The 23,377-nt window shown below is 44.4% G+C and carries 19 protein-coding genes and 1 pseudogene; 10 read left to right on the forward strand and 10 right to left on the reverse strand.

Features of this window, described 5'->3' with window-relative positions:
* The first annotated feature begins 47 nt into the window (after positions 1 to 47).
* The 3 genes from L3V37_RS01770 to L3V37_RS01780 all read left to right on the forward strand — a co-directional run bounded on the left by L3V37_RS01770 (position 48) and on the right by L3V37_RS01780 (position 5,686).
* Entirely contained in the window at positions 48 to 2,408 is a 2,361-nt protein-coding gene (locus tag L3V37_RS01770; protein WP_005375118.1) for a Lon protease family protein, read from the forward strand.
* A 293-nt stretch (positions 2,409 to 2,701) separates the two neighbouring features.
* The gene (locus tag L3V37_RS01775) at positions 2,702 to 4,330 is read left to right on the forward strand and encodes a methyl-accepting chemotaxis protein (protein ID WP_206949142.1); all 1,629 of its coding nucleotides are present in this window, start codon (positions 2,702 to 2,704) and stop codon (positions 4,328 to 4,330) included.
* Positions 4,331 to 4,726: 396 nt separating this feature from the next.
* The gene (locus L3V37_RS01780; RefSeq protein ID WP_237305722.1) at positions 4,727 to 5,686 is read left to right on the forward strand and encodes a porin; all 960 of its coding nucleotides are present in this window, start codon (positions 4,727 to 4,729) and stop codon (positions 5,684 to 5,686) included.
* A 123-nt stretch (positions 5,687 to 5,809) separates the two neighbouring features.
* On the opposite strand, the gene L3V37_RS01785 is transcribed toward L3V37_RS01780, so the two are convergent.
* Positions 5,810 to 6,547, reverse strand: coding sequence for a flagellar brake protein (locus L3V37_RS01785; RefSeq protein WP_005375123.1), 738 nt, complete (start codon positions 6,545 to 6,547; stop codon positions 5,810 to 5,812).
* 136 nt (positions 6,548 to 6,683) lie between these two features.
* On the opposite strand from L3V37_RS01785, the gene L3V37_RS01790 reads away from it, so the two are divergent.
* Complete coding sequence (locus tag L3V37_RS01790; protein WP_104980147.1) at positions 6,684 to 6,959, forward strand: GNAT family N-acetyltransferase; 276 nt, start codon at positions 6,684 to 6,686, stop codon at positions 6,957 to 6,959.
* Entirely contained in the window at positions 6,956 to 7,933 is a 978-nt protein-coding gene (locus tag L3V37_RS01795) for an ecdysteroid 22-kinase family protein (protein ID WP_237305774.1), read from the forward strand. The genes L3V37_RS01790 and L3V37_RS01795 overlap by 4 nt, the downstream gene beginning before the upstream one ends.
* Before the next feature lie 46 nt (positions 7,934 to 7,979).
* Here the strand turns inward: L3V37_RS01795 and L3V37_RS01800 are convergent, their stop codons facing one another.
* Positions 7,980 to 8,480, reverse strand: coding sequence for a GNAT family N-acetyltransferase (locus L3V37_RS01800; protein WP_017820512.1), 501 nt, complete (start codon positions 8,478 to 8,480; stop codon positions 7,980 to 7,982).
* Positions 8,481 to 8,875: 395 nt separating this feature from the next.
* On the opposite strand from L3V37_RS01800, the gene napG reads away from it, so the two are divergent.
* The 4 genes from napG (at position 8,876) to L3V37_RS01820 (ending at position 12,369) form a co-directional block, all read left to right on the forward strand.
* A complete protein-coding gene (gene napG, locus L3V37_RS01805; protein WP_005383947.1) occupies positions 8,876 to 9,646 on the forward strand; it encodes a ferredoxin-type protein NapG in 771 nt (256 codons plus the stop codon).
* The gene (gene napH / locus L3V37_RS01810; protein WP_237305723.1) at positions 9,646 to 10,500 is read left to right on the forward strand and encodes a quinol dehydrogenase ferredoxin subunit NapH; all 855 of its coding nucleotides are present in this window, start codon (positions 9,646 to 9,648) and stop codon (positions 10,498 to 10,500) included. The genes napG and napH overlap by 1 nt, the downstream gene beginning before the upstream one ends.
* 199 nt (positions 10,501 to 10,699) lie before the next feature.
* Positions 10,700 to 11,881: an MFS transporter gene (locus tag L3V37_RS01815; protein ID WP_005375129.1), complete on the forward strand. Its 1,182-nt coding sequence runs from the start codon at positions 10,700 to 10,702 to the stop codon at positions 11,879 to 11,881.
* A 206-nt stretch (positions 11,882 to 12,087) separates the two neighbouring features.
* The gene (locus L3V37_RS01820) at positions 12,088 to 12,369 is read left to right on the forward strand and encodes a YrhK family protein (protein ID WP_025768568.1); all 282 of its coding nucleotides are present in this window, start codon (positions 12,088 to 12,090) and stop codon (positions 12,367 to 12,369) included.
* Positions 12,370 to 12,491: 122 nt separating this feature from the next.
* Here the strand turns inward: L3V37_RS01820 and L3V37_RS01825 are convergent, their stop codons facing one another.
* The 5 genes from L3V37_RS01825 to L3V37_RS01845 all read right to left on the reverse strand — a co-directional run bounded on the left by L3V37_RS01825 (position 12,492) and on the right by L3V37_RS01845 (position 17,468).
* Positions 12,492 to 13,331, reverse strand: a complete 840-nt coding sequence (locus tag L3V37_RS01825; RefSeq protein WP_065275472.1) for an energy-coupling factor transporter transmembrane protein EcfT — start codon at positions 13,329 to 13,331, stop codon at positions 12,492 to 12,494.
* Positions 13,328 to 15,067, reverse strand: coding sequence for an ABC transporter ATP-binding protein (locus tag L3V37_RS01830; RefSeq protein ID WP_065275471.1), 1,740 nt, complete (start codon positions 15,065 to 15,067; stop codon positions 13,328 to 13,330). Before L3V37_RS01830 ends, L3V37_RS01825 begins: the two co-directional genes overlap by 4 nt.
* A 6-nt stretch (positions 15,068 to 15,073) precedes the next feature.
* Positions 15,074 to 15,622, reverse strand: a complete 549-nt coding sequence (locus tag L3V37_RS01835; protein WP_005375133.1) for an ECF-type riboflavin transporter substrate-binding protein — start codon at positions 15,620 to 15,622, stop codon at positions 15,074 to 15,076.
* Between the two features lie 335 nt (positions 15,623 to 15,957).
* The gene (locus L3V37_RS01840) at positions 15,958 to 17,088 is read right to left on the reverse strand and encodes an HlyD family secretion protein (protein ID WP_005375134.1); all 1,131 of its coding nucleotides are present in this window, start codon (positions 17,086 to 17,088) and stop codon (positions 15,958 to 15,960) included.
* Positions 17,088 to 17,468: a DUF3302 domain-containing protein gene (locus L3V37_RS01845; RefSeq protein WP_005375135.1), complete on the reverse strand. Its 381-nt coding sequence runs from the start codon at positions 17,466 to 17,468 to the stop codon at positions 17,088 to 17,090. The genes L3V37_RS01840 and L3V37_RS01845 overlap by 1 nt, the downstream gene beginning before the upstream one ends.
* Before the next feature lie 145 nt (positions 17,469 to 17,613).
* On the opposite strand from L3V37_RS01845, the pseudogene L3V37_RS01850 reads away from it, so the two are divergent.
* Positions 17,614 to 18,502, forward strand: a pseudogene (locus L3V37_RS01850) (DMT family transporter).
* A gap of 139 nt (positions 18,503 to 18,641) precedes the next feature.
* Here L3V37_RS01850 and L3V37_RS01855 read toward each other — a convergent pair.
* The 3 genes from L3V37_RS01855 to L3V37_RS01865 form a co-directional block, all read right to left on the reverse strand.
* Positions 18,642 to 20,225: a GGDEF domain-containing protein gene (locus L3V37_RS01855; protein ID WP_237305724.1), complete on the reverse strand. Its 1,584-nt coding sequence runs from the start codon at positions 20,223 to 20,225 to the stop codon at positions 18,642 to 18,644.
* On the reverse strand, positions 20,209 to 21,693 hold the full coding sequence (locus tag L3V37_RS01860) for a hypothetical protein (RefSeq protein ID WP_054729922.1): 1,485 nt from the start codon (positions 21,691 to 21,693) through the stop codon (positions 20,209 to 20,211). Before L3V37_RS01860 ends, L3V37_RS01855 begins: the two co-directional genes overlap by 17 nt.
* A gap of 166 nt (positions 21,694 to 21,859) precedes the next feature.
* Positions 21,860 to 23,329 (reverse strand): lactate dehydrogenase, encoded by a 1,470-nt coding sequence (locus L3V37_RS01865; RefSeq protein WP_237305725.1) that lies wholly within the window; start codon positions 23,327 to 23,329, stop codon positions 21,860 to 21,862.
* Positions 23,330 to 23,377 lie beyond the last annotated feature (48 nt).

The following is a 23,377-nucleotide window of genomic DNA, read 5'->3' on the forward strand; positions in this document are numbered from 1 at the left end:
ATAATCTCTACACTCAAATAACGAAAATAAGAAAAAAGGAAGTGGATATGGCAATACTAAGATTGGAAGCTAAGCAGCTATATTCTGTAGCAGATCTAGAGAATATGCCATGTAAGTCGACCAAGGAGTTACCTCCAATTGATGAAATCGTGGGCCAAGAGCGCGCGCAAAAAGCGGTCGAGTTTGCGATGTCCATCAAAGAGAAAGGGTATAACATCTACGCCATTGGTCAGAATGGGCTAGGTAAACGCACCATGATCTTGCGCTATCTGAATCGTCACCAGCACGATGCAGCAGCCCTGTTTGATTGGTGTTACGTTGCGAACTTTGAGGATACCCGTACACCAAAGGTATTAAAGCTGCCTTGTGGTATCGGAAATAAGCTACGTGTTGATATTGAAGCTTTAATGGGCAAATTATTGAATGCTTTACCCCTAGCATTCGACAATGAAATGTACTTTAGCCGCGCTGAGCGATTAAAAAATCAATTGGCAGCTAAGCAACAAAACGAGCTGGATCGTATTAGTCGAGAGGCAAAAGAAAAAGGCATCAGCCTAACACTGACTACGCAGGGGGATTATCAGTTTGTCGCCATGAACGGTGATGAGCTTCATACGGAAGAGTCTTTTGATGTACTAAGCAAAAAAGAACAAGAGCAATTCAGCGATGCTATTGATGAACTCGAAGTGCGATTGCGCTCGATGGTTCGTGAGCTTACGGAGTGGGAAGAGACATACAGCGATAAAATCAAAAAGCTCAATGATGAAGTGACGCTTGATGTGATTACTCACTTCATCAAAAAACTCAAAGTGGATTACGCGCAATATTCCGAAATCAAAACCTACTTAACTGAGCTGCAAAAAGATATTGTTGAAAACGCAGATATCTTCCTTGACCAAAGTGGCGAGCAAGGCGAAATTGCGACGGCATCCTTGGATAAAAAATTGCCACGTCGTTATAAAGTGAACGTCTTGGTAAGTCGTAAAAGCAGCGAATTTCCTATCGTTGTTGAAGAAAATCCCAACTATCATTCACTCTTCGGGTCGATTGAGACTGCCACTTTCAAGGGAACGGTGTTTACCGACTTCTCGCTGATTCGCGCAGGGAGCTTGCATAAGGCGAATGGCGGCGTTCTATTAATGGATGCTCAGAAAGTACTTGAACAGCCTTACGTTTGGGATGGTTTGAAGCGCGCATTGCGTGCTCGTCAATTGAGTTTTACGTCTCTAGAAAAAGAAGTCACATTGACGGGGGCGGTATCACTCGATCCTGAACCGATTCCGCTTGATATCAAAATCATCTTGTTTGGTGATTACCGAACTTACCAATTACTCCAACATTACGATCCAGAGTTCAGCGAGTTGTTCCGTGTGACGGCAGATTTCGAAGACGAAATGAAACGTACGCCGGAGTCTGAGCTGCATTACGCGCGCTTTATATCTAGCGTGGTGCATGACAACAATATGCTGCATTGCGATCGCAAAGCCATTGCTCGAATCATCGAATACAGCTCACGTTTGTCTGGCGACCAATCCAAGCTATCTCTACATTCGGCTAATATCGCCAACTTGCTTCGAGAGTCGAACTACGTGGCTCGTCAAGCCAACTCTAACATGATCCGTATTGGTCATGTTGAAGAGGCGCTCAATAACCAAGAAATGCGAGTAAGCCGATTACGCGATAATGTAATGGAAACCTTTATTAACGGCACAACGCTGATTCGCACCGAAGGAGAAGCCGTAGGCCAAGTGAACGCACTTTCGGTATTGAGCACTAGTGACTACATGTTTGGTGCACCGAATCGCATCACAGCGACGACGTGTTACGGTGATGGGGATGTTATCGATATCGAGCGCAGCGTGGATTTGGGGGGCAGTATTCACTCTAAGGGCGTGATGATTTTGTCTGCCTACTTATCTTCCGTATTTGGTAAAACGGCACGAGTGCCATTAACGACCACCATTACCTTTGAGCAATCCTATGGTGGTGTTGATGGTGATAGTGCCAGCATGGCTGAGTTATGTGCGGTTGTGTCTGCTTTTTCAAAGCAACCAAACCGACAAGACATTGCGATAACAGGATCGATGAATCAATTTGGCCAAGCTCAGCCTATTGGTGGCGTAAACGAAAAGATCGAAGGCTTTTATGATGTGTGTGTAATTAAAGGTCGTCATGACGGGCAGGGGGTCATTATTCCGCGCTCTAATGTTCACAATCTAATGCTTCGTTCCGACATCGTGAAAGCAGTCGAAAAAGGCGAGTTTAATATTTGGGCGATTGACCATGTTACTGAAGCTATCGAATTGTTTACGGGGAAAGTTGCTGGTGAGCCAACCGATGAAGGCTCTTATCCAATCGATACCATTTTTGGCCTTGCTCAAGCTAAGCTCAATTCGTTGAGAAAATAGGCTGAAACCGTCCTAAATGTGAATGTATCTCATCATAAGTGATCATAATTTATCATAACGACAATATCCCGACGCCACTGTCGGGATATTGTCAATAACAGATTGAAAATGGAGAGTTTTTGTACTAGACAAAAGTGTGATCGACCTCTAATATTCGCCACTTGTTTATTCGTCTGGGATTTATCCCGTCGCAAGGAAGCATAGATATTCAAACTGCCGAAAAGTAACGTTGTTATAAGCACAGCTCGAGTTTGTTTGGATATAGACATCACGCATACAACTGAGGCCCTGTCATGCAGTTATCACTGAAAAATTTGTCAGTACGAACGCAAATTTTGGTTCCGGTATTATTTACCGCGATTGTTTTGTTTATTGCTCTTTGGATTACTAAAAACAATCTTCAAGCAGAGCAAGATGTTATTGCTTCCAACCAAGAATCTTTGGTTTTTCACAAAGACACATTGGCGAGTATTGACGACCAAATTTACCCTCTGCGCATAAGCGCGGTTTACGCTATTTACGATGCTTCTCGTCGTGAGAATTTTCTAACCGAATTGAAAGAAGGCTTAAAGCAAGTTGATGCCGATTTAAGCGCAATTGAAGCCCGAAACCTATTCCGTGACGATGCCGTTAAAGTTCGCCAAGCAATTGAATCCTATGTGCGATATTCAGAGCGCTCAGTTGCTTTCTTCAACCAATACGATCAAGGTTTAAAATCGGATAGAGAGTACCGTGCATTTGTCAAAGAGTATCGCAATGTTGGCCGAGAAATGGTCCAACAAATTAACACGCTATCAAAGCATGTAAACGAGCAAGCTGAACAATCTACTATCAGAAGTCATCAGCAAAATGAACGTGTGCAAAATAACGCTATGTTGACAGTTTTAGCGGTATTTGCTTTCTCATTGATAGGCGCTTGGTTCCTATCTGGCATGATTGTTACACCAATCCAAAAGCTGCAAGAAGTGATGCGTCAGTTAGCAATGGGTAATCTATCAGTACGTGCAGATGTCGATGGGGACAATGAGATCTCTAAGCTCAGCAAAGATGTAAACCAAACCGCAGAGCAGTTATACAACACTGTGGACCAGTTAACCCGTATTAGTGAGGAAGTTGCATCTGCATCGACCGAATTGGCTGCGGTAATGACGCAAGCGGAAGCGAACGCTCAACAAGAGTTGGCGGAGATCGAGCAAGTTGCATCTGCGGTTAACGAGCTTGCAAGCACTGCGAATAATGTGAGTGATAACGCGACCTCTGCTGACGCAACTGCGCGTGAAGCTGATGGACTTGCTCAATCAGGTTTGGCTATCTTCCAAGAAAGTGCGGAAGCAAGTGCGCAAATGTCTCAAGCATTGAACGATGCAGCGCAAGTTGTTTTGCGTCTAAAAGAGCAATCTGTACAGATCAACGATGTTATTGAAGTGATTCGCGGCGTATCTGAGCAGACCAACTTGCTAGCATTGAATGCTGCGATTGAAGCGGCGCGAGCTGGTGAGTCTGGTCGTGGTTTTGCGGTAGTAGCTGATGAAGTACGCATGCTAGCAGCGCGTACTCAAGACTCGACACAAGAGATCCAAACGATCATTGAAGAGCTTCAAGCGCAGTCTGGGCTTGCGAATGACAGTATGCAAGTCAGCCTTGATATGCTTAGCCGCAACAACGAGCTGACGCAACAAGCGAATGAAGCGTTGGTTGGAATTACCGAGTCAGTCGCCAACATCAACGATTCAAACACGCAAGTAGCAACCGCAGCCGAAGAACAGTCTCAAGTTACTCAAGATATCAATCGCAACGTGGTTAACATGTCGGAGCTTGTAAACCAAAACGTAGCGGGCATCAGCCAGAGTGCAAGTGCGAGTACTGAGCTTTCATTACTTGCAGAGAAGCAGAAAGAGCAATTAAGTTTCTTTAAGCTTTAATTCATCATCTACTTATCAAATCTCTAAATCCCTGAGTGAATGCTCAGGGATTTTTTTGTTTGTAATAATCGAATTTATTATCAATAAGTCTATCTAAAACAGTCAGTTAACAAGATTTTTTGCGGGCAATATCACGTTTTGTGATATTGTTTTTACATTTTTTTCGTCAATTTTTTTTTGACGCGAACATTTTTTTTAACTCAACCGATAACTTGATGGTTGAGAGGTATTCATATCGTCATTTTAAGTGGTGTTTTCTTCTATAAGCGCTGTTTATTCAACACGTTGCGTGAAAAGTAACAGCTGTTACTATGCCGCCAGTTTTCTCGTTGGTACAGAAAAGTCCTGTTTTTCTGGTGAGAAAACACATATAAAACAATGATATGGAAAATAACAATGAAATTAAAAACTTTAGCTGTAGCAGTGGCGCTAATGGCATCAGGATCTCAAGTTGTCGCTTCAGAACTATACAACCAAGATGGCACTTCTCTTGAGATGGGCGGCCGCGCTGAAGCGCGTCTTTCTATGATGGATGGTAAGGCAGAAGACCGTACTCGCATCCGTCTTAACTTCCTAGGCAAACAGGAAATCAATGAAAACCTATACGGTGTTGGTTTTTGGGAAGGTGAGTTCAAAACAAAAGAAGAAGGTGCCGTAGATAACAATAGTGATCTTGAAACTCGTTACGCTTATGCGGGTCTGGGTGGCAAATACGGTGAAGTAACTTACGGTAAAAACGACGGCGCACTAGTGGTTCTTACTGACTTTACTGACATTATGGCTTACCACGGTAACACAGCAGCACTTAAACTGCCTGTTTCTGACCGTACAGATAACATGCTGTCTTACAAAGGCCAATTCGAGCAACTAGCTGTACGCGCAAGCTACCGTTTTGCTGATCGCACAACAGATGCACAAGGCTTTACAGACAACGAGGAAGATGGCTTCTCTCTATCTGGTGTTTACGCGTTTGCTAACACTGGTTTTGAACTAGGTGCTGGTTACGCAGATCAAAACGACAGCGATGAGTTCATGCTGGTAGCTGCATACTCTGTAGGTGACTTCTACTTCGCTGGTAACTACACTGGCGCGGATATGGATGTTGCAGGTAAGACTTTTGATTACAAAGGCTACGAACTAGCCGCTGCTTACACTATGGGTCAAACTGTATTCACTTCTACGTTCAACAAAGGTGAACTAGAAGACGCAGATACTGTAGAAAACCTAGCTATTGATGTAACTTACTACTTCAAGCCTAACTTCCGTGGCTACGCATCATACAACTTCGATCTAATGGATAACGAAGGCGCGGCTGAAAAAGATGAGCTAGCGCTAGGTCTACGTTACGACTTCTAAGTCATGACTCTTATCTAAGATACTGCCTTATTCTTAGTAAATAAAACCCCTTACTGAAAAGTAAGGGGTTTCTTGTTTTCTAGCACTTCAAAGCTTCTTGATAAGCGATAGGGGTTATCAAATCTATCTTTTTAGTGTGAGCTTAGTACCATCAAATTTGAGGTGACTGAGGAGGTTTTTAGCGTTGTTTTTACCAACCTCATCAAACTCCATTCCGTAGCGAGCATAGTGCGTTGATTTTTGTAAATTACAAATACGACCTCGCAACGGCGCTAGCATACGACTTTCTCCGGGCATCGTTAGATCCAATGAAACGTGGTCACCAACCTGAAGTGGTCGGCTCATTGGTGATGTTACAAAACGACAGCCACTACGAGATAAATCTCTTATTTCGCATTCAGTTCGATAGGCTTCTAAACAAACACGCGCTCTCAAATTTACTTCGTAACGCACTTCTTTGCGAAGCTGAAAGACCTGCATAGTGTTGGGTAGGTCTAGCACCAAAATTGGGTACGGATCGCCTAGTCGATGCTGTAATTGGGCCCGAAATGGGATAACGGCCCCTTCACCTCGATGAGAGTAGGCTTTTACATTGATCCAAAAGCCTTCCTGAAAATAGAACTTCAAGTCTTCATCAGAGATGTTCGGAACCTCTATCAATGCAGTATTATTTGAGTGACAGCCAACAAATGTGCTGGTTGTAATAAACTTTGTACCAACGGGGGTGGTGACGTTTAAGCTCACTTCACTGCCGTGTTCGACCATTGCCATTGCATCGGTGCTATTTAATGTACTTGCCTGACGTTCTGGTGCCTTCTTGCTTTGCAGAGGTAGCTTGCCGTCTCTGGCAATTGGGCTCATATTTCTCATTATAATTGTCGTACCTGATGTAAGAAGGTAATCGCGTGAGGCGAAGCAGCACTCTCGCATGGTATCGATTTTATTCAGTGATATAGTTTGATTCAATCAATCTGTAACAAAAATTAGAGAGCAAGATATGCATAAAGTAACTCATGAAGCCACGAATAGTACATTCTGGGTTGATTTAGAGCAGGGCTATAAAGCCAAGGTGATTTACCAGCTTGAGGGTAATGTCATGCACATTACATCAACGGTTGTTCCTGAAGCACTGCGAGGTAAGGGGTACGGAAAAGTGATGATGGAAGCGGTGTTGCCAGAAATTGAGTCACTCGGTTATCAAATAAAACCAGTTTGCCCATATGTTATTCACTATATGGAGAAGAACCAAACGTGGTCACATCTGCTCGCATGATGAGTAACAACCACCAACGCTACCAAAATATTGGCCAGGAACTCAATCTCGGTAATTACCGCTCTGTAGAAGTCATACAATCGCTATGGGGAGGCTATGGGGAGTTAGTCCGAGTTACTTATTCTACTCGTTCGGTGATCATTAAGCATGTAAAACTCCCTAAGCCTTCAGAGCATCCTAGAGGCTGGAATACGGACCGTTCTCATCAAAGAAAGTTGCATTCTTATCAGGTGGAAGTGAATTGGTATGAGTATTTTTCCGGAGGGGTGGATACTCGCTGCCGAGTACCACAAGGTCTAAAAACGTTCCAATCGGAGAATGAATGGCTCATTGTGATGGAAGATCTCGCCGAGGTGGGCTTTCCAAAAGTCATCACAGATGCACAGCTAGAGCATCTACAAGCCTGCCTCACTTGGTTGGCGAACTTTCATGCGAGATACATCGATGTTCGTTCGGATAAGTTGTGGCATATCGGTACATACTGGCACTTAGCAACCAGACCCGACGAGCTTGAAGCATTGCAAGACACTGAGCTACAAAATGCGGCTCAATTGATTGATCAAACGCTTTCGCAAGCTAAGTTTAAAACACTAGTACACGGTGATGCCAAATTGGCGAACTTCTGTTTTGATGAAGAAGAATCAAACGTTGCTGCGGTTGACTTTCAATACGTTGGATGTGGGTGTGCCATGAAAGATGTGGCACTGTTTATGAGTAGTGCCGTTAAGCCAGAACGTTGTGCAGAGATGGAAGTTTGGGTTTTGGATACGTATTTTGCTCAGTTGCAACACGCGCTAATAGGCTATCAACCGAATCTTGACCCTAATGAAGTCGAGCGTGAATGGCGTCCTTTGTTTGCTGTGGCTTGGGCAGACTTTCAGCGCTTTGTGAAAGGTTGGAGTTCCGACCACTGGAAGATCAATCCCTACACAGAAGCATTGACTCGCAGAGCGTTGGCTTACTTACGAAAGTGAGTCGAAGTTTAAAAAGAAAAGCCTCCAATTAGTAGGAGGCTTTGTTTTATCTTTGGCCTGGTCTGATGCGCGCCATGTAATAGGTATTGATGAATTCACCATCACGGAAGGAACCGTCAATCGCTTCACCTTCAATTTGAAATCCATGCTTTTTATAAAGCCCAATGGCGGCGTCGTTATCGGCATTGACCTCTATCTGAATTCTTCTCACATTTAACCAGTTATCTGCTAGTTCAGTGACTGTTTCTATCAATTTGCTACCAATACCGAGTCCATGGAAACTATCATGTACTCCGATGCCAAACGATGCCGTGTGCATCGTTCTTGGACGTAGAGAGTGGTGAAAGCCAATATTTCCGACGACTTTACCATCAATTTCAGCGACATAGCTATAAACACCATCAGGTATGTTTGACAACCTTTCCACCCACATCGCGAGCGAAGGCTTTGGGAGTTGCAGGGTTTCACGTTGTGCTTTTGGTTGTGAATAGATTTCTACGAGTGCCGCTGCGTCTTCGACGGTCGTTGGACGTACGATAATTTCCATGCCTCTCTCCTTCGCTTTTTAGTTTTAATTTTTAATCTAACCACAGTTTTCTTATTTGGATAGTGTTTTTTTATGTTTAATGGATAAATGCCTTTTAAATTAGCTTGTTATGATGTTTTTTTTTGAATTTTTAGTAGTGATTTGTCATCGAATTGAACGAGTAGATTGCAAAGGTGTTGAATTATTGTACTGAGAATGGCGCGTACTGCAGAGTATCGTGGTGAATTTCATGTCGCAGTAAATAAACGCATTTAGTCAAACTGTGACGACGGCACTGTGCGTCAGTTGACTTGAATCAATAGAGGATGGAGTTACCTCCTATGAGGTATAGGGAAACGACACGTTTAGGGCTATTTATGCTTAACTTGATAAGGGAGTTTTGTTGAGGAAATAGCATGAAATCCTCTCAGTCTAAAATATCGCAAAGTCGGCGCCGATTTTTGCGTGATACAGCTCGAACTGCGGCTGGTGTTGGCGCAGCTGCGTGTGTATTGGGCTTACAATCGCTACAAAGCCAAGCTCGAGAAACCAAAGGTGTGCCTATTCGTCCGCCTGGTGCATTGCCGGAAGGCGATTTCGAATCAGCTTGTATTCGATGTGGCTTGTGTGTTCAGGCATGTCCTTACGATACCCTGAAACTTGCGACATTACTTTCACCCGTCGCGACTGGCTCACCTTACTTTACTGCACGCGATATTCCCTGCGAAATGTGCGAAGACATTCCTTGTGTTGTCGCTTGTCCGAGTGGGGCGTTGGATCCGAAACTAACCGATATTGATGATGCTCGAATGGGTACAGCGGTTCTTATTGACCATGAAACTTGCCTTAACTGGCAAGGGTTACGATGCGACGTTTGTTATCGCGTTTGTCCGCTGATTGATGAAGCCATCACGTTAGAGATGGTTCACAACGATCGAACTGGCTATCACGCCAAACTTATCCCTACAGTGAATTCGGAAGTGTGTACCGGATGCGGTAAGTGTGAACAAGCGTGCGTGTTGGATGTCGCTGCTATTAAAGTCGTCCCGACGGATTTGGCGAAAGGCAAAGTGGGCAGCCACTACAATTTTGGTTGGAAAGAGATCGACAAACCACTCGAAAATATCCTCCCTAGTGAGACGCCTGTACCGGAAGGTGCGCTTGAATCGCTAAAAGGAGGTAAGTAATGGCAAAGAACTTAACTCAAAATACTGGCAAAGAAGCGCTTGAAAAGCTTGGTTGGTGGCGCGCGCATCGGTTTTTGATTTTACGTCGGCTATGCCAGTTCACCATCATTGCGCTGTTTATGGCTGGGCCGACGCTGGGAATTCTAACTGGTAATCTGTCATCAAGTATGTTGCTCGATACCGTGCCGTTAAGTGACCCGTTAATTGTGCTTCAAGCTTTGGCAACAGGGCATGTTCCGGAGTTTAATGCGTTGTTAGGCGTAGTGATCGTCGTTGCGTTTTACGCGATTTTGGCGCCGCGTGCATTTTGTGCTTGGGTGTGCCCGTTGAACATCGTTACAGACTTGGCGGCGTGGTTGCGTCGAAAGTTCAACATTAAAGCGAGCTATCGTTGGTCTCCCGTGATTCGTTATTGGCTGATCCCTGTTTTGATGTTGGGCAGTGCGCTGTCTGGCGCAATTCTTTGGACATGGTTAGATCCAGTGGCGGCACTGCATCGCGGGTTGGTGTTTGGTATGGGCGCAGGTTGGGTGTTGATCGCCCTGGTGTTCGTGTTGGATTTACTCTTGGTTGAGCATGGGTGGTGTGGGCACTTATGTCCACTGGGGGCTACCTATGGCGTGATAGGCCGAAAAAGCCTGTTGCGCGTTACTGCGGTTCGCCGCGAAGATTGCACCAAATGCATGGATTGCTTTTACGTTTGCCCAGAACCAGAAGTGCTTCGGCAGCCTTTGAAAGAGGGAGATCGTCGAGTTATGGATCAAAACTGCATTAGCTGTGGTCGTTGTTTGGATGTATGTCCAGAACATGTGTTTGAATTTAAAAATCGCCTATCAGTAAAAGTCATTGATTAAGCCACTGAGCACATTTACTCATGCTTTATTTCTCTTGATACTTGAACATCGCGCTTAGCCAAGGAGTTAAGTGCGATGTTTATCTTCATAACAATATCCCTCAGCCATATCTGCTTGCTCTGGGCTGAAAATAATAATGATATTGCGAATTTGTTACATTTAAAGCTATGATGATGCCTTCATATTTAAAGGAAACATCATGACTACCTCATCGCACGGCTGGAGAACGCCGCAAAATTTCCTCCTGTTAATTTCCATTATCGTGCCCATTGCTTTTTCTACCTGGATGGCGTTGTTGAACAACTTTGTTATCGAGAAAGCAAACTTTGATGGTGCCGACATAGGCTTATTGCAAAGTGTGCGTGAAATTCCGGGTTTTTTGGCCTTTACCGCCGTGTTTGTATTGCTGTTTATCCGAGAGCAACGCTTTATGCTCGTCTCTTTGGCGATGCTTACGCTTGGTACTGCATTAACAGGTTATTTTCCCACTTTGTACGGTCTACTTTTTACAACCTTGTTAATGTCCACCGGCTTCCATTACTTTGAAACACTCAAGCAGTCTTTGTCTTTACAATGGCTATCTAAAGAAGAAGCGCCAGAAATGCTGGGTAAGTTTATTTCTGTTGGAGCTTTGGCTTCTCTGTTTACCTACGGCGCCATTTGGGTTTCGCTCGAACAGCTCAAACTTGATTTTAAAACGGTCTATTTAATGGCTGGTGGTTTAGGTTTTGTGCTCATTTTGGTGATGGCATTTGCCTTCCCACAATTTAAGACAAAAGTTCCTCAGAACAAGAAGCTCATCCTGCGTAAACGTTACTGGTTATACTATGCGCTTACGTTTATGAGTGGAGCACGCCGTCAAATTTTTACGGTGTTCGCTGGTTTCTTGATGGTAGAAAAGTTTGGTTACTCCGCCGCAGATATTACGTTGCTGTTCCTGATTAACTATGTCTTTAACTTCTTGTTTGCGAAGCGAATAGGCCGTTTTATCGGCGTTGTAGGTGAGCGCAAAGCGTTGATGTTTGAATACGTCGGTTTGATCTTCGTGTTCGTCGGGTACGGTTTGGTGCAAACGGCAGAGTGGGCGGCAGCATTGTATGTTGTCGATCATTTATTTTTCGCGTTAGCGCTTGCGATTAAAACCTACTTCCAGAAAATTGCCGATCCTGCCGATATGGCGTCGACCGCAGGCGTTGCGTTTACGATTAACCATATTGCTGCAGTTGTAATACCTGTTACGTTTGGTGTCATTTGGCTTGTTTCACCTGCGAGCGTATTTTACATCGGCGCTGGTATGGCAGCAGTGAGCTTGCTGTTGTCACTCAATATTCCAGCGAAGCCGGAAGAAGGCAACGAAACTCGCTTGTTGAAGTGGAGTTAAGTTGGCACTCACTATCTAATCATTAAAGCGAATACCTGTAATTAGACTCGCTAAAAAGGGTGCTTATGCGCCCTTTTCTTTTTATTGCAAATAGATAATCCCTCCAATGGTTGTCAATGCATGCCACGTCCGTTAGGGTTTAGAACTAAGTATTTCGAAATAACTTGGGCATAACTGACGCGAAACAATAAGAGGGGAGCTATACAGTGCAGATACATGGCAGAGAGTTGGATTTAGATCTAGGAAGCCGTCACATCGTTATTCAGCGCCGCTATGAGGCGTTAGGTGCTGCAAACGACCTACTCATTGCTATTTGGTTTTTAATTGGTAGCTTTTTCTTTTTGAATGATTCGTTGATTGAAAGTGGTACTTGGCTTTTCATTGTAGGCAGTGCGCAGTTGATCATTAAGCCCCTGATAAAACTGATGAGTTTAGTTCATGTTGGTCGTTTGAATAAGCAACTTTCTGGCACATCAGCGAGCCGCTGAAATTACCGCTTCTTTTGAATACTTGCAAGCAAGAAGCCAACAGGCGAGTTATCGAGGGGAAAGACGGAAGATAACGTGGTTACAACACTAACCACGTTATGTTCAGTTTGAAGCTTCAGAATTTAAAACGGATACCAGAACAGTTGTGTGTCCATCACACGCTTGCTGATCGCAGCAATCACTATCACCGCAATTACCGCCATGCAGATCATATCGGCTTTGGTCAGTGGTTTTAAGCTGTACCAAGTGCGAGAGGAGTGGCGGCCAAAACCACGTAGCGTCATCGCGTTTGAGATTTGATCGGCTCTGTCCAAACTAGAGAAAATCAGAGGGCCAAGAATCTTCGCCACGTTCTTCATACGAGTGAGCAACGGAGCCTTCTTACTCAGTTCTACTCCGCGTGCTTGTTGCGCGTGCATGATGTTAACAAAGTCCTTTTTCACTTCCGGCAAGTAGCGCAGCGTTAAGCTCACAGCATAGGCGATTTTGTAAGGCACACCTAAACGGTTCAAGCTGGCTGAAAACTCTGTCGGATGAGTGGTAAATACAAACACCAACGCGATTGGGAACATGCTGAAGTACTTCAACGTCACTGTTACTAGGTAAAACAATGTCTCTTGAGTGAGCGAGTAATTACCGGGTAACGAGAGTAAAACCGTTGATGAGCCCATGAACTCAGTACCTTGTTGCGGCGCTAACGCGAACATAAACAGGGCATTGATCAGTAATACCGTGCCTGTACCGAATAACAGCGGTTTGTAGACATGAAAGGGCACTTTGGTCATTTTCAGTAAGCCTAAACCAAGCACGATCAACAGCGCGATGATTCGCAAGTCAAATGTGGTCAACACCACCGTTACCCAAGCAATGAAAAGCAAGAACTTAGTAATGCCATTCAACTTATGAAGTGGTGATTGGGTATCGATGTAGTTGATACCAAACTTCATCTTATTGTCTTTCATGCCACCGCTTTCTCTAGTTGGTTTACGTCGTCGCTTTTTTGTTGGCGGTGCGCTTTTTCTACATTGATAAAGTGCTGCATAAAGCCATTGGTGTCTTCGATGCCAACTTTCGTAGCCAACTCAAACAGACTTGTTGTGGTGAGGTTTGCTTGGTCTAGTAGCTCTGGACTGCTGAATACCTGCGTCATTGGTGCATCCGCGACTAATTTACTGTCTGCAATCACGATAGAGCGCGAGGTGTATTCCAACACTAAATGCATGTCATGAGAGATGATCATTACGGTTACGCCCAACTCGCGATTGAGCTTTTCGATGAAACTCAGCATAGACGTGTAGTTTCGATAGTCCTGACCTGCCGTCGGTTCATCAAGGATCAGAAGCTCTGGTTCCAAGACCAAAATTGACGCAATGGTTACGCGCTTTTTTTGGCCATAACTCAATGCTTCGATTGGCCAGTGACGGTATTTGCTCAAACCGCACAGCTCTAGGACTTCAAGTACTTTAGCGTCTATTTGTTTCTCTTCAACGCCACGATTACGGAGGCCGAAGGCCACTTCGTCGAAAATCATGTGATGGGAAATCATGTGATTCGGGTTTTGCATCACCACACCCACTTTCTGGCTACGCTCGAAGATGGTCAGTTCGTTAAGAGCTTGACCATTCATGCTCATTGAGCCGCTATCCGCTTCAATAACGCCCATAATCAGTTTGGTGATGGTCGATTTACCCGAGCCATTTTTGCCAAGTACAGAGACAAACTCGCCACGCTTGATGTCAAAACTCACGTCTTCTAACGCATTTTTCTCACCGTCGTAAGAATAGGTGAGGCCACGGACTTCAAGCAAAGTCTCGGCTGGCGTTTTGGGCGGTTGTGCTGTTGAACCATCAAACCATGCTTGTACTGCCGGTTTATATTGCTCCAACGGTAAGGTAGTTAAGCTAGAAGGTTTTGCATCGCCCTCAATCGCGCAGCCTGCTTCTTTCAGTGCTGAAATATAAAGCGGTTCGCGGATGCCGTAATCTTCTAGCAGAGGCGACGCTAAAATTTCATCTGGCGTTGTATCGGCAATGATTTTGCCGTTTTCCATCAAGATAATACGGTCAACTGAGCAATGCAGAACGTCTTCAAGACGATGCTCAATGATTACGATGGTTTTGCCCGTTTCGCGGTGTAGATCATCGATGATCTCGATGGTTTTTTTACCCGTTTTAGGGTCAAGCGCAGCTAGTGGTTCATCAAACAAAAGGATATCGACGTCATCGACGAGAATGCCCGCCAAAGAAACACGCTGTTTCTGGCCGCCTGATAAATCGTGGGGTGAGCGTTCTAGCATCTGTTCCAAGTCGACCATTTTGGCCGTGGCTTTGACCAATGGGTACATGTCGATATTTGAAGTTAGCTGGTTTTCCAGCGCAAATGCAATGTCTTCGCCAATGCTCAAACCGACAAATTGGCTGTCCGTATCTTGGAGTACGGTGCCAACTTGCTCAGTGTATTGGTGCATGTCGAAAGGGGCGGTGTCTTGACCATTGATGGTCAATGTTCCACTGGTTTCCCCTTTGATTGCGTGTGGGATCAGTCCGTTAAGACATTGCCCAAGGGTAGATTTACCACTACCACTTGGACCGATAATGACGATTTTCTCTCCTTTCTCTATCCTTAGATTGATATTTTTTAGCGTCGGTTTGTCCAGCGACTCATATCTAAAAGAGAAGTTAGAAAATTCGATTGTCATTCGACATTAAGCCTCTGTTAAGTTACGGCTTTGCTTGTTACGTTTAGCGACAGACTTAAGAATGAAGAAGCCAACAATAGCAATAAGAATGGTGTTACCGATCGCGATAATAGAAAGCTGGGTAAACACTTTAGTGAACGGTTCTGCGTATAAAATCGTGTCGAGGAATGCAGAGCAACCGTAACCAAATACGTTGCCTAATAGCGCAAGTACTACGAATAACGCGAAGTCTTTCATATTGAAATCACCTTTCTCCAAACGGTAGCGCGTTAGAGAAGGGAATAGACCGATAATCAAACCAACAATACCTGAACCAAGTACCCAAGTGAGCCATACGCCCCAACCTGCAAATAGGTCAGTAACCCAGTGACCAATAAAACCAACCAAGAAGCCAACAAGTGGTCCAAATAGTACTGAGAACAATGCTAATACTGCCATTGCTGGTTTTAGCGTTGTGTTTGCAAACACAGGGATGCCAAACATAGGTAAGCCGCCGATACCGTAAAGAGCAGCACCGATTGCAATAACCACAACAGTTTTAGCGGAAAGATTCATAGATAACCTCAGTTCAATAGTCGAATTTAAAGAACGTTCATTTATATTGTTGGAAAGCGTTAGTTATTTGATTGTGTAACATATATTCAAAACAACCAAGCTGCTTATTGTTTGCTCTATTTTTCTTCAGGAAATGTGTGATTTGATTCACGCATCCCTTTGACTGGCTTTGGTTTTAGCAAGCATTAAAAATAAGGCGCGTATTATACAGAATATTAATAAAAGTGGGAATGCTATCTATCTGGATGGCTAGAATGAATCAGGGGCTGATCGTCAGCCCCTGATTACACGGTTTGATGTTATTTTTACCGATAAATGAATGCGCTATATGTTCATTAATGGTCGAGGTATAAATAGTTCTGCCAGCTCTTCATACGAATAAGCACTTTGCGCATCACTGATACGTGAGTAAAGCTGTCTGAATAAACTGCAACTTCAACTGCAGTACCCATTGGCAGGTGGTATCCACTCAAGTCGTCGGTAATTTTCAGCTTCGCAAACACACGTCCGCTCGTGCGCAAGGCATCAGTCCCGAGCAGAGCGCCTCGCGCTTGAATTTGGCTTTCACCAATGGCTGGAATCACGTCAATGACTTCGCCACGGAACACTTTGCCCGGAATTGCGCGGAACATAAACTCTGCTTCAAAGCCTGGCTTCAAGCGTTGTAATGAGTTTTGTCTGAATGCCGCGGTGTACGTAATGTCTTCGGTATGGACGAAGGTCATTGCCGGGGCAAGCGGTAACGGCACAGCCATCACTCCAGGACGTAAAGCCAATTGCGTAACGTAACCATCGGTTGGCGCACGAACGACGGTTTGCTCTAAGTTAAACTCTGCTTTACGCAGCTCGGCAAGAAGTTGCGCGACTTGGGTATTTTCGCCTCCGATTTCAGAGTCCAGAGCGATTTGAGCTTGTTCTTGTTGCAAAATCGCAACGTCTAACATGGCTTCTGCCGCTTTATACGCTTGGCGTCGAGTATCCAAATCTTGTTCAGTAAACGCGCCACGATCAAAGCCCCTTTGATATCGGCTAAATTCCCTTTGTGCTTTATCTCTGTCCGCTTGCGCTTTCAATACAGCAGCTTCTGCTTCTCTTAGATCAGACTCTAAGCCCAACGCACCTTGGCTTGCTTCTTTAACTTTCGCTTCCAGGCGAGCAACTTCTGCTTCAAAAGGCACAGGATCGATTTTGAAAAGAATATCGCCCGTTTTGAGCGGTTGGTTGGCCTGGACTGGCACTTCCACCACGCGGCCACGCACGCCAGAGACGATAGGCGTAGTCGGGAACACTTGGTTACCCAATTGCGTAAATGGGTGGTTGTAGTTCATAAGCAGCACGAGTGTGCCCACTAACACTACGCCGCCAAGTACGGCGGTTGGAACGGTCCATTTGTTTAGAGGAATATTGAAAATTTTAAAAATGGCAATACAAAGAGCTGCGTAAGTCAGAATCAGCAATAAGTCCATTATTCGTCCTCTTTACTTTGTTCAGGCAAAGGCTTTTGCTGAATCTTTTGTTGTTTCAACATCGATACTTCGTTTTTGAGTTCGTTGACTTCATCGATGAGTTCTTCAAGGCGGTGATGAATGTCGTGTGTTTCTTGTTCTAGTTGTTTAAAACCCCAGCCGCGTTCCTTGCGCCATAATGTTGCCCATATCCATAAAAATGGCCACAGCGCATGCAAAGTGAAAAGGCTGACCCAGCCAGCGTAGTGAATTGCGTCTTGGTGCGGGTGCTCTCTCTCTTTGGCGATTTCATATGGAATATCATGAATGACAATGATTCCGTAAAAGATCACTAAAGCAACGAAGATGAGTAACCCAAGTGCAAAATAGTCTAGAAACATCTTACCTACCTGTGCTTATTGCGAAATGGAAAATATTACGTAAATTAAGGTTATTAAGTATTTGATATAACTAAATCTGAATCAAGTAGTTCAAGTGTCTGACTGGCAAGTTTTTTTACTTAATTACAATTACAGGAAGGAAGTGATGCGGTACGTAGGTGAAACAGCAGCCATAGGCGCTGCAATTGTGTGGGCACTGGCAACTTGGATCTATAGCCAGTCTAGTCATCGTTTTTCAGCTCTTCATCTAAATATTGTAAAAGGTACTTTAGCTTCATTTATGATGATCGCATTTTTACCATTTACATCCGATGAAGCCTATAAAAGCATCGATTCTCATCATCTAGTCGTATTGGCGCTCTCTGGAATTATTGGGATTGCGATTGGTGATACAGCTTATTTCGCATCTCTCAAACGCATTGGGCCAAATAAAACCTTGTTGTTAGAATCGTTAGCCCCTCCTATTTCTGGTGTATTAGCATTGACATTGCTTGGGTCAGCGCTGTCAGTTCAAAGTTGGTTTGGTGTAATGATCACCACCAGCGCAGTAGTTTGCGTTATATTCCAACCTTCACGAAGGAATGATACAGGATTGGGGAGGAGTAGGTTTCGGATTACTTGCAAGTGTATGTCAGGCCTCTGGTATTGTGATATCTCACTACGCACTTGTAGCGGGAGATATACTTCCTTTACTTGGTGGGCTTGTTCGTTTGAGTGTGGGAGTGTTAGTGGTATGCGCTGTGGTGAAAGTAGCAGAGCGATCCCCTTTTCAGGACATTATAAAGAGCCTTACCGAAATGGACAGGGCAGCTATCGCGTGGTTGATCTTGGCTATTTTTGTAGGAACATTTATCGCCATCTGGTTGCAACAGGTCGCGCTTAAACATGCTAATCCGGCAGTAGCACAAACACTAATTGCGACGAGCCCTCTATTTATGCTGCTGATTTGTGCATTGAAAGGAGAGAAACAAACGATTAAAAATGTTGTTGGTACCCTTGCCGCTCTTGTTGGAATATCTCTTTTCTTTTTGTAGCTCTGTTGGAGTGACAAAAAGAAACTCGATTTGGTAGATACACTCCTGAACTGCTAGTTGTTAATTGCCCCTCCTCAAACCGAGCCACTTTCTCTTAATCAGGCATCTAAAAGTTGCTCGATATAGTAACTTTACGCTATTAAAGTTCGGTACAGACTTGGTTTCTGCCATTGGCTTTGGCGCGATAAAGAGCTTTGTCTGCACGATAAAAAGTTCGCTGAGTATTCTCGCCTTCTCGATGCAAGGTAATTCCTATGGATACGGTCAGCCCCCTTTCACCAAGAATATCGTCCCAACCATATTGATAAATCCGTTCACGATAATTCTCGGCATGCATTTCTGCGCGTTCCAGTTGGGTATTCTCAAGGATCACGAGGAACTCTTCACCACCAAATCGTACGCACGATGCGCCTTTAAATCTGAAGTAGGACGCCAGTTCCTGTGACACACTTTTGATCGCTTTGTCGCCCACCAAGTGGCTTAGTTCGTCATTGATGGATTTGAAGTGATCGATATCGATGACCATCAATGCAAATGCAGTATCGTGCAGAAGTAGATCTTTTAGTTTAACTTCTAACCAGCGTCGGTTGTGTAAAGACGTAAGTGGATCGGTAAAGACGTCCTGCTGTAGCTGAGCAACAGTATTTTTATGCTGCTTGGTGGTTTCTTTTAGTTCTTTGTTTTCTAGCTCTGACAAAATGAGTTTGAGTTGTAACTCAAAGCGTGAAAGTCGGCGTAGTTGAGCAGACCCTAACTCACCGATCGGAATATGTTTTACAAGATCAGATTCGATTCTATGCGTTTTTTTTTCACAATTTAATGCTTCTTGATACAACCCTTGAGAGGCGTAAACTTGACTCATCGCGTTATAAAAATGCTGAGTAACGATAGGAGATAGTTGCTTTTGAATCCTTTTACTGATGGAGTCCAACGTTAAATTAGCTAAAGAGGTGTGCCCTACACCGTTTAGACAATACGCAGTCTCAATTTTGACCATCGTAGATAACCAGTATGTCGTGGCACTACCCGTTGTATACTGAACATTCGAAATAGCCAGCAACGCACTGGGGTAGTCTTCTTTCAGACGATGTAATTTGGCTCGGTAGAGGTGAATTTGTGCGGCGAGGTTTTTATCACTGACGAGAATGCTCAGTTCTTCACATTCACTCAATAGCTCTTTGGCGTCTGCGGTACGGTTCAAGCTGATATAACAGGCAAGCATGTACAGCTTGTAACGAAGGCGTAGGGATCGACTGCCAATAGCGTGATCGATAGCATCTATTTTTTGATAATAACGTAATGCACGTTGGTGATCCCCATAGGCATCGCACAAATTACCCATTCCAATAATGGCCAATACGTACTCATCAATATAGCCGTACTCGACGGCGATATTGGTTGAAGCAACATACTCGGTTAATGCCGCATTGTAGTCACCTACTTCAACTAAACGCTCACTCAAGCTTGCTTTCACAGAAAGAATATCTTCTACATCCTCTGGTAAAACAAGCAACTCAAGCGCTTGTTTCAATTCACTAATGCTGTCGTTGAGCTGTTTGATCTCTCTTCGATACTCGGCGCTAATGATATAGCAATGCGCTTTCTCTCGGTTTGTTGACGCAATATGTAACCCTATGTGTTCCCATAGCGTAATCGCTTCTTCACCTGAAACGGAAGAAGGATCGATACCTGCGTCAGTCACCTTGCTAAGCAGTTGTTCCATTCTTCATTACCTCAATATAACTTTCTTCGAGCTGTTCTAACGTGAATGGGAAGGTCAGGATATCTTGCAAATACAGTATCGGTTTCGGGCCTTTGATTCCGCGTCGCTTCCATGGATAGATGTCTAACATCGCTTGGACAGTGCGGTAGACCTCTTCTGCTGCTTGACCTTTTTCTGCAATTAACATTGCTAGCCTGTTACTGGAAATTCTCGAGATGAGGTCGCTGGAGGTTGTCAATGCATGAACGAGCTCGGTACAAACATCGAGAACTTCGGGGTTTGAATGCTGAATCATAATGATGGCGTGGTTAGAGCGTTTGAGCTCCGTTTTAAACAAAACTAACTGTTCCCACCAGTAGGTCTCAGAAACGACATTAGAGAACTGTTTTTCAGGGTCGTATTCGTGTTGAGAGCGAATATGATTGATCAGCTTACGTGCTCGCTGCTCTAGTTGGCGTTTAGAGCCTCTTGCTTTATCCATGCTGATTCGGTGAGTTTGTTCTTTGAGCATTTTGAGTGCGTGCTTACGGTATTTCTTGAACGCGTTAAACGCAGACTCAAAGTCTCCTTGTTCTTCAGCGACTCGTGATTGTTGGAAGCAAATTTGGCTGAGTAGCTCACCGTGGTCGAAACTGAGTGCAGACTCTTCTGCTGCAAGTAGCAACTTGGCAGCGCTGTCTGTATTTTGGCGCAAAAGCTCAAGTCTTGCTCGGCTAATAAAAGAGTGTGCTTTCATCCAAACGAGGTCATGCTCAATGGCGAGCTGGTGGGCTTTTTGGGTGGCTTCTTCGGCCGCATCAAGGCGTTCTAGTCCAAGCAGTGCTAACCCTTTAAAGTCCCAGATCTCGGCTTGCCACGTACTGTCATCATGATCTTTTAATACTTCGGTTGCTCCATCCAGTACCGTAAGCATCTCGACAAACTTATTTAGTAAGTAATAGTCCCAAGCTAATAGGATGCGCGCTTTGCCTTCTAACCAAGCAATACGAACATTGTTTGCCACTTTAACGGCTAACTCATGAGTTGAAGCGGCAAGTTGGTGTTCATTAGTGATGCGCCATACATTACCAAGCCCAATTAGAGATTCGATTTGAATTTCAACATCATCAACAAGAGCAGATTGTTCGAGCGCATTAATCCAATATTGTTGCGCGGAATAATACTTTGCTTGGCCCCAATATTGGAGTGCAAAAAGATGGAGAATTTCCGGGAGATGATCGTCGGTTTCAAGCTGTGTTTGTTTGCTGTAAGCGTCTTTGACGAGTTTTAAGCCTTGTCGGTAATCCATTAGGCACCAACAGCATTGCGCCATGATGAGTAAGGCTTTGATCTCTCCGTCCACAAATAAAATTTGTTCCGCGCGGATACGATATTGCTGCGCAACATTAAAGGTATGTTTAGGGGCCGATTTTATTTGGCCTTTAAGCTTAGTGAGATCATCTTCTAGCTGAATTTGGTTTTTATCCAACGTTCACATCCATGACTATCGAACTGGAAATCACACCTAATATTAAGTGGTTAGATGCATGTTTCTTTACCAAAGCGATGCGGATAACGTTTTGGTAAACGATCAGGGGCCGTAATGTATACCGTTACAACCCCTAATTACTACATCTAAATTACCAATAGAATAGCTACGATAGGAGCTGTTTGATTGTCAAAGGTGCATCAGAGACTTCCAACCTTTGTGCAGCGGTAAGACCTTGTTTATCCTGATAGCACAAATTATGCCAAGCTCTGAATATATCTAAAAGAGGTAAAATACCAGCAGGTCGTAATTTGCGACGTGGCTCGTTAATGAAGCTTTCGAAAAGAATCTGAAAGCGGTTTTGATAAAACTTCACATGACGAGTTGTCGCAACGTTAAACCATTTTTCAGGCTCATTTTGATCGCCAGCGAGGTAGCAAATGCCTTTGTGGTTTTCGTTTTGACTAGAGATTGCCCAACGATCGCGCCACCAACTCATATAGGCGATATCGACTTTGCCAAAGGGAGTGCTCATGTCCCAACTAGCGTCCTCTTCTACGTACATCAAGTCGACACTTTTCTCTTTAATACGAGGTAAACAAACGCTCAGTGCAGCTGAACGTAGTAGGGGATCTTGAGGCATGTATAGAGATACACGTTTGTTTGGGCAGCACATATCAAGTACGTGCAAATAGTGTGCATACGAGGTGTATGGCGGACGGATTAATGCCCCTTTTGAAGGGTAATGAAATACAGATAGATTACCAAGAGGGTCTTCTACGTTACCGCGAGCCAAAATTGTTTGGTATTTTTGGTCAATTCGCTCTCTGAGGTGATGAGAAGGTTCCGCAAGCGGCTCACTTGCTTCCGCTACGTACTCCTGGGAAACAAAACGAGACACCTCATCGTAAGGATTATGATCGAGAGTTGCGATTGGCTCTTCATCAGCGGAATAATTGACGTGCTGGCAAAGAATATAGCCAGAATGCGCTTCGCCAGAAACAATCCAATACACACCATTATTGCTGTTCGGTTGCAATGCAATATAGTTTGAGGCCAATTCATAATGCGTTGCGTGGTTTACCCAGCGCGCATCAATGGTTGCCAGCTTGCGGCGGCAGCGGCTAGCTATATGGTCAACATGATCGTAAAAGGTTTTTGGGTTAATACTAAGCTTGCGGCAGATTTCTCGTACGGAATATCCCGTAAACAATAAACCCATCAAGTTCTCTTGAAATTGAAGCTTCTTGTTGGCACCAGACCACTTGTCGACAAAGGTACTTTGACACACTTTACAGCGGTAACGTTGGCGATCGCCACTGTAACCGAAAGCGTGATAGAGGTGTTTGTGAGTGTGGACAGAAAGTCCAAAGTTGTCGCAATCATCATTACGGCAAGCAGGCAACCCGTCACTGTGGACGTGCCGCAGGCGATGAAGTTCGTTCACGACATCGCGATTATTAAGTAAGGGGGGGAAAGCTCCACATTCACGGCATACCATCGCCGGACGCTTAGGGTTCGCATGTTGCAGAACGTAACGCTTTGCATCACTCAATCCAAAGTTGTCACACGCCAATGTTTTACAAAAGTTGAGTTGTAACCCATCTGCGTCTTTTGGCAGTTCGCCGTTAGACACAATCGCCCCCTCGGGATAATTCGGGCAGCCAGCATAACTCTGGCTGCA

Origin of the sequence: Vibrio sp. D54 (assembly GCF_021728075.1) — a bacterium.
Classification (GTDB): Bacteria; Pseudomonadota; Gammaproteobacteria; order Enterobacterales; family Vibrionaceae; genus Vibrio; species Vibrio alginolyticus.

What these genes read in the sequence shown, in the direction of transcription:
- L3V37_RS01795 (WP_237305774.1), top strand. Translation starts at nt 6,956, where the DNA reads ATGATGAGTAACAACCACCAACGCTACCAAAATATTGGCCAGGAACTC.
- L3V37_RS01835 (WP_005375133.1), bottom strand. Translation starts at nt 15,622, where the DNA reads ATGAATCTTTCCGCTAAAACTGTTGTGGTTATTGCAATCGGTGCTGCT.
- L3V37_RS01845 (WP_005375135.1), bottom strand. Translation starts at nt 17,468, where the DNA reads ATGTTTCTAGACTATTTTGCACTTGGGTTACTCATCTTCGTTGCTTTA.
- napG (WP_005383947.1), top strand. Translation starts at nt 8,876, where the DNA reads ATGAAATCCTCTCAGTCTAAAATATCGCAAAGTCGGCGCCGATTTTTG.
- L3V37_RS01825 (WP_065275472.1), bottom strand. Translation starts at nt 13,331, where the DNA reads ATGAAAGACAATAAGATGAAGTTTGGTATCAACTACATCGATACCCAA.
- L3V37_RS01815 (WP_005375129.1), top strand. Translation starts at nt 10,700, where the DNA reads ATGACTACCTCATCGCACGGCTGGAGAACGCCGCAAAATTTCCTCCTG.
- L3V37_RS01790 (WP_104980147.1), top strand. Translation starts at nt 6,684, where the DNA reads ATGCATAAAGTAACTCATGAAGCCACGAATAGTACATTCTGGGTTGAT.
- L3V37_RS01775 (WP_206949142.1), top strand. Translation starts at nt 2,702, where the DNA reads ATGCAGTTATCACTGAAAAATTTGTCAGTACGAACGCAAATTTTGGTT.
- L3V37_RS01840 (WP_005375134.1), bottom strand. Translation starts at nt 17,088, where the DNA reads ATGGACTTATTGCTGATTCTGACTTACGCAGCTCTTTGTATTGCCATT.
- L3V37_RS01855 (WP_237305724.1), bottom strand. Translation starts at nt 20,225, where the DNA reads ATGGAACAACTGCTTAGCAAGGTGACTGACGCAGGTATCGATCCTTCT.
- L3V37_RS01780 (WP_237305722.1), top strand. Translation starts at nt 4,727, where the DNA reads ATGAAATTAAAAACTTTAGCTGTAGCAGTGGCGCTAATGGCATCAGGA.
- L3V37_RS01800 (WP_017820512.1), bottom strand. Translation starts at nt 8,480, where the DNA reads ATGGAAATTATCGTACGTCCAACGACCGTCGAAGACGCAGCGGCACTC.
- L3V37_RS01770 (WP_005375118.1), top strand. Translation starts at nt 48, where the DNA reads ATGGCAATACTAAGATTGGAAGCTAAGCAGCTATATTCTGTAGCAGAT.
- L3V37_RS01830 (WP_065275471.1), bottom strand. Translation starts at nt 15,067, where the DNA reads ATGACAATCGAATTTTCTAACTTCTCTTTTAGATATGAGTCGCTGGAC.
- napH (WP_237305723.1), top strand. Translation starts at nt 9,646, where the DNA reads ATGGCAAAGAACTTAACTCAAAATACTGGCAAAGAAGCGCTTGAAAAG.
- L3V37_RS01785 (WP_005375123.1), bottom strand. Translation starts at nt 6,547, where the DNA reads ATGAGCCCAATTGCCAGAGACGGCAAGCTACCTCTGCAAAGCAAGAAG.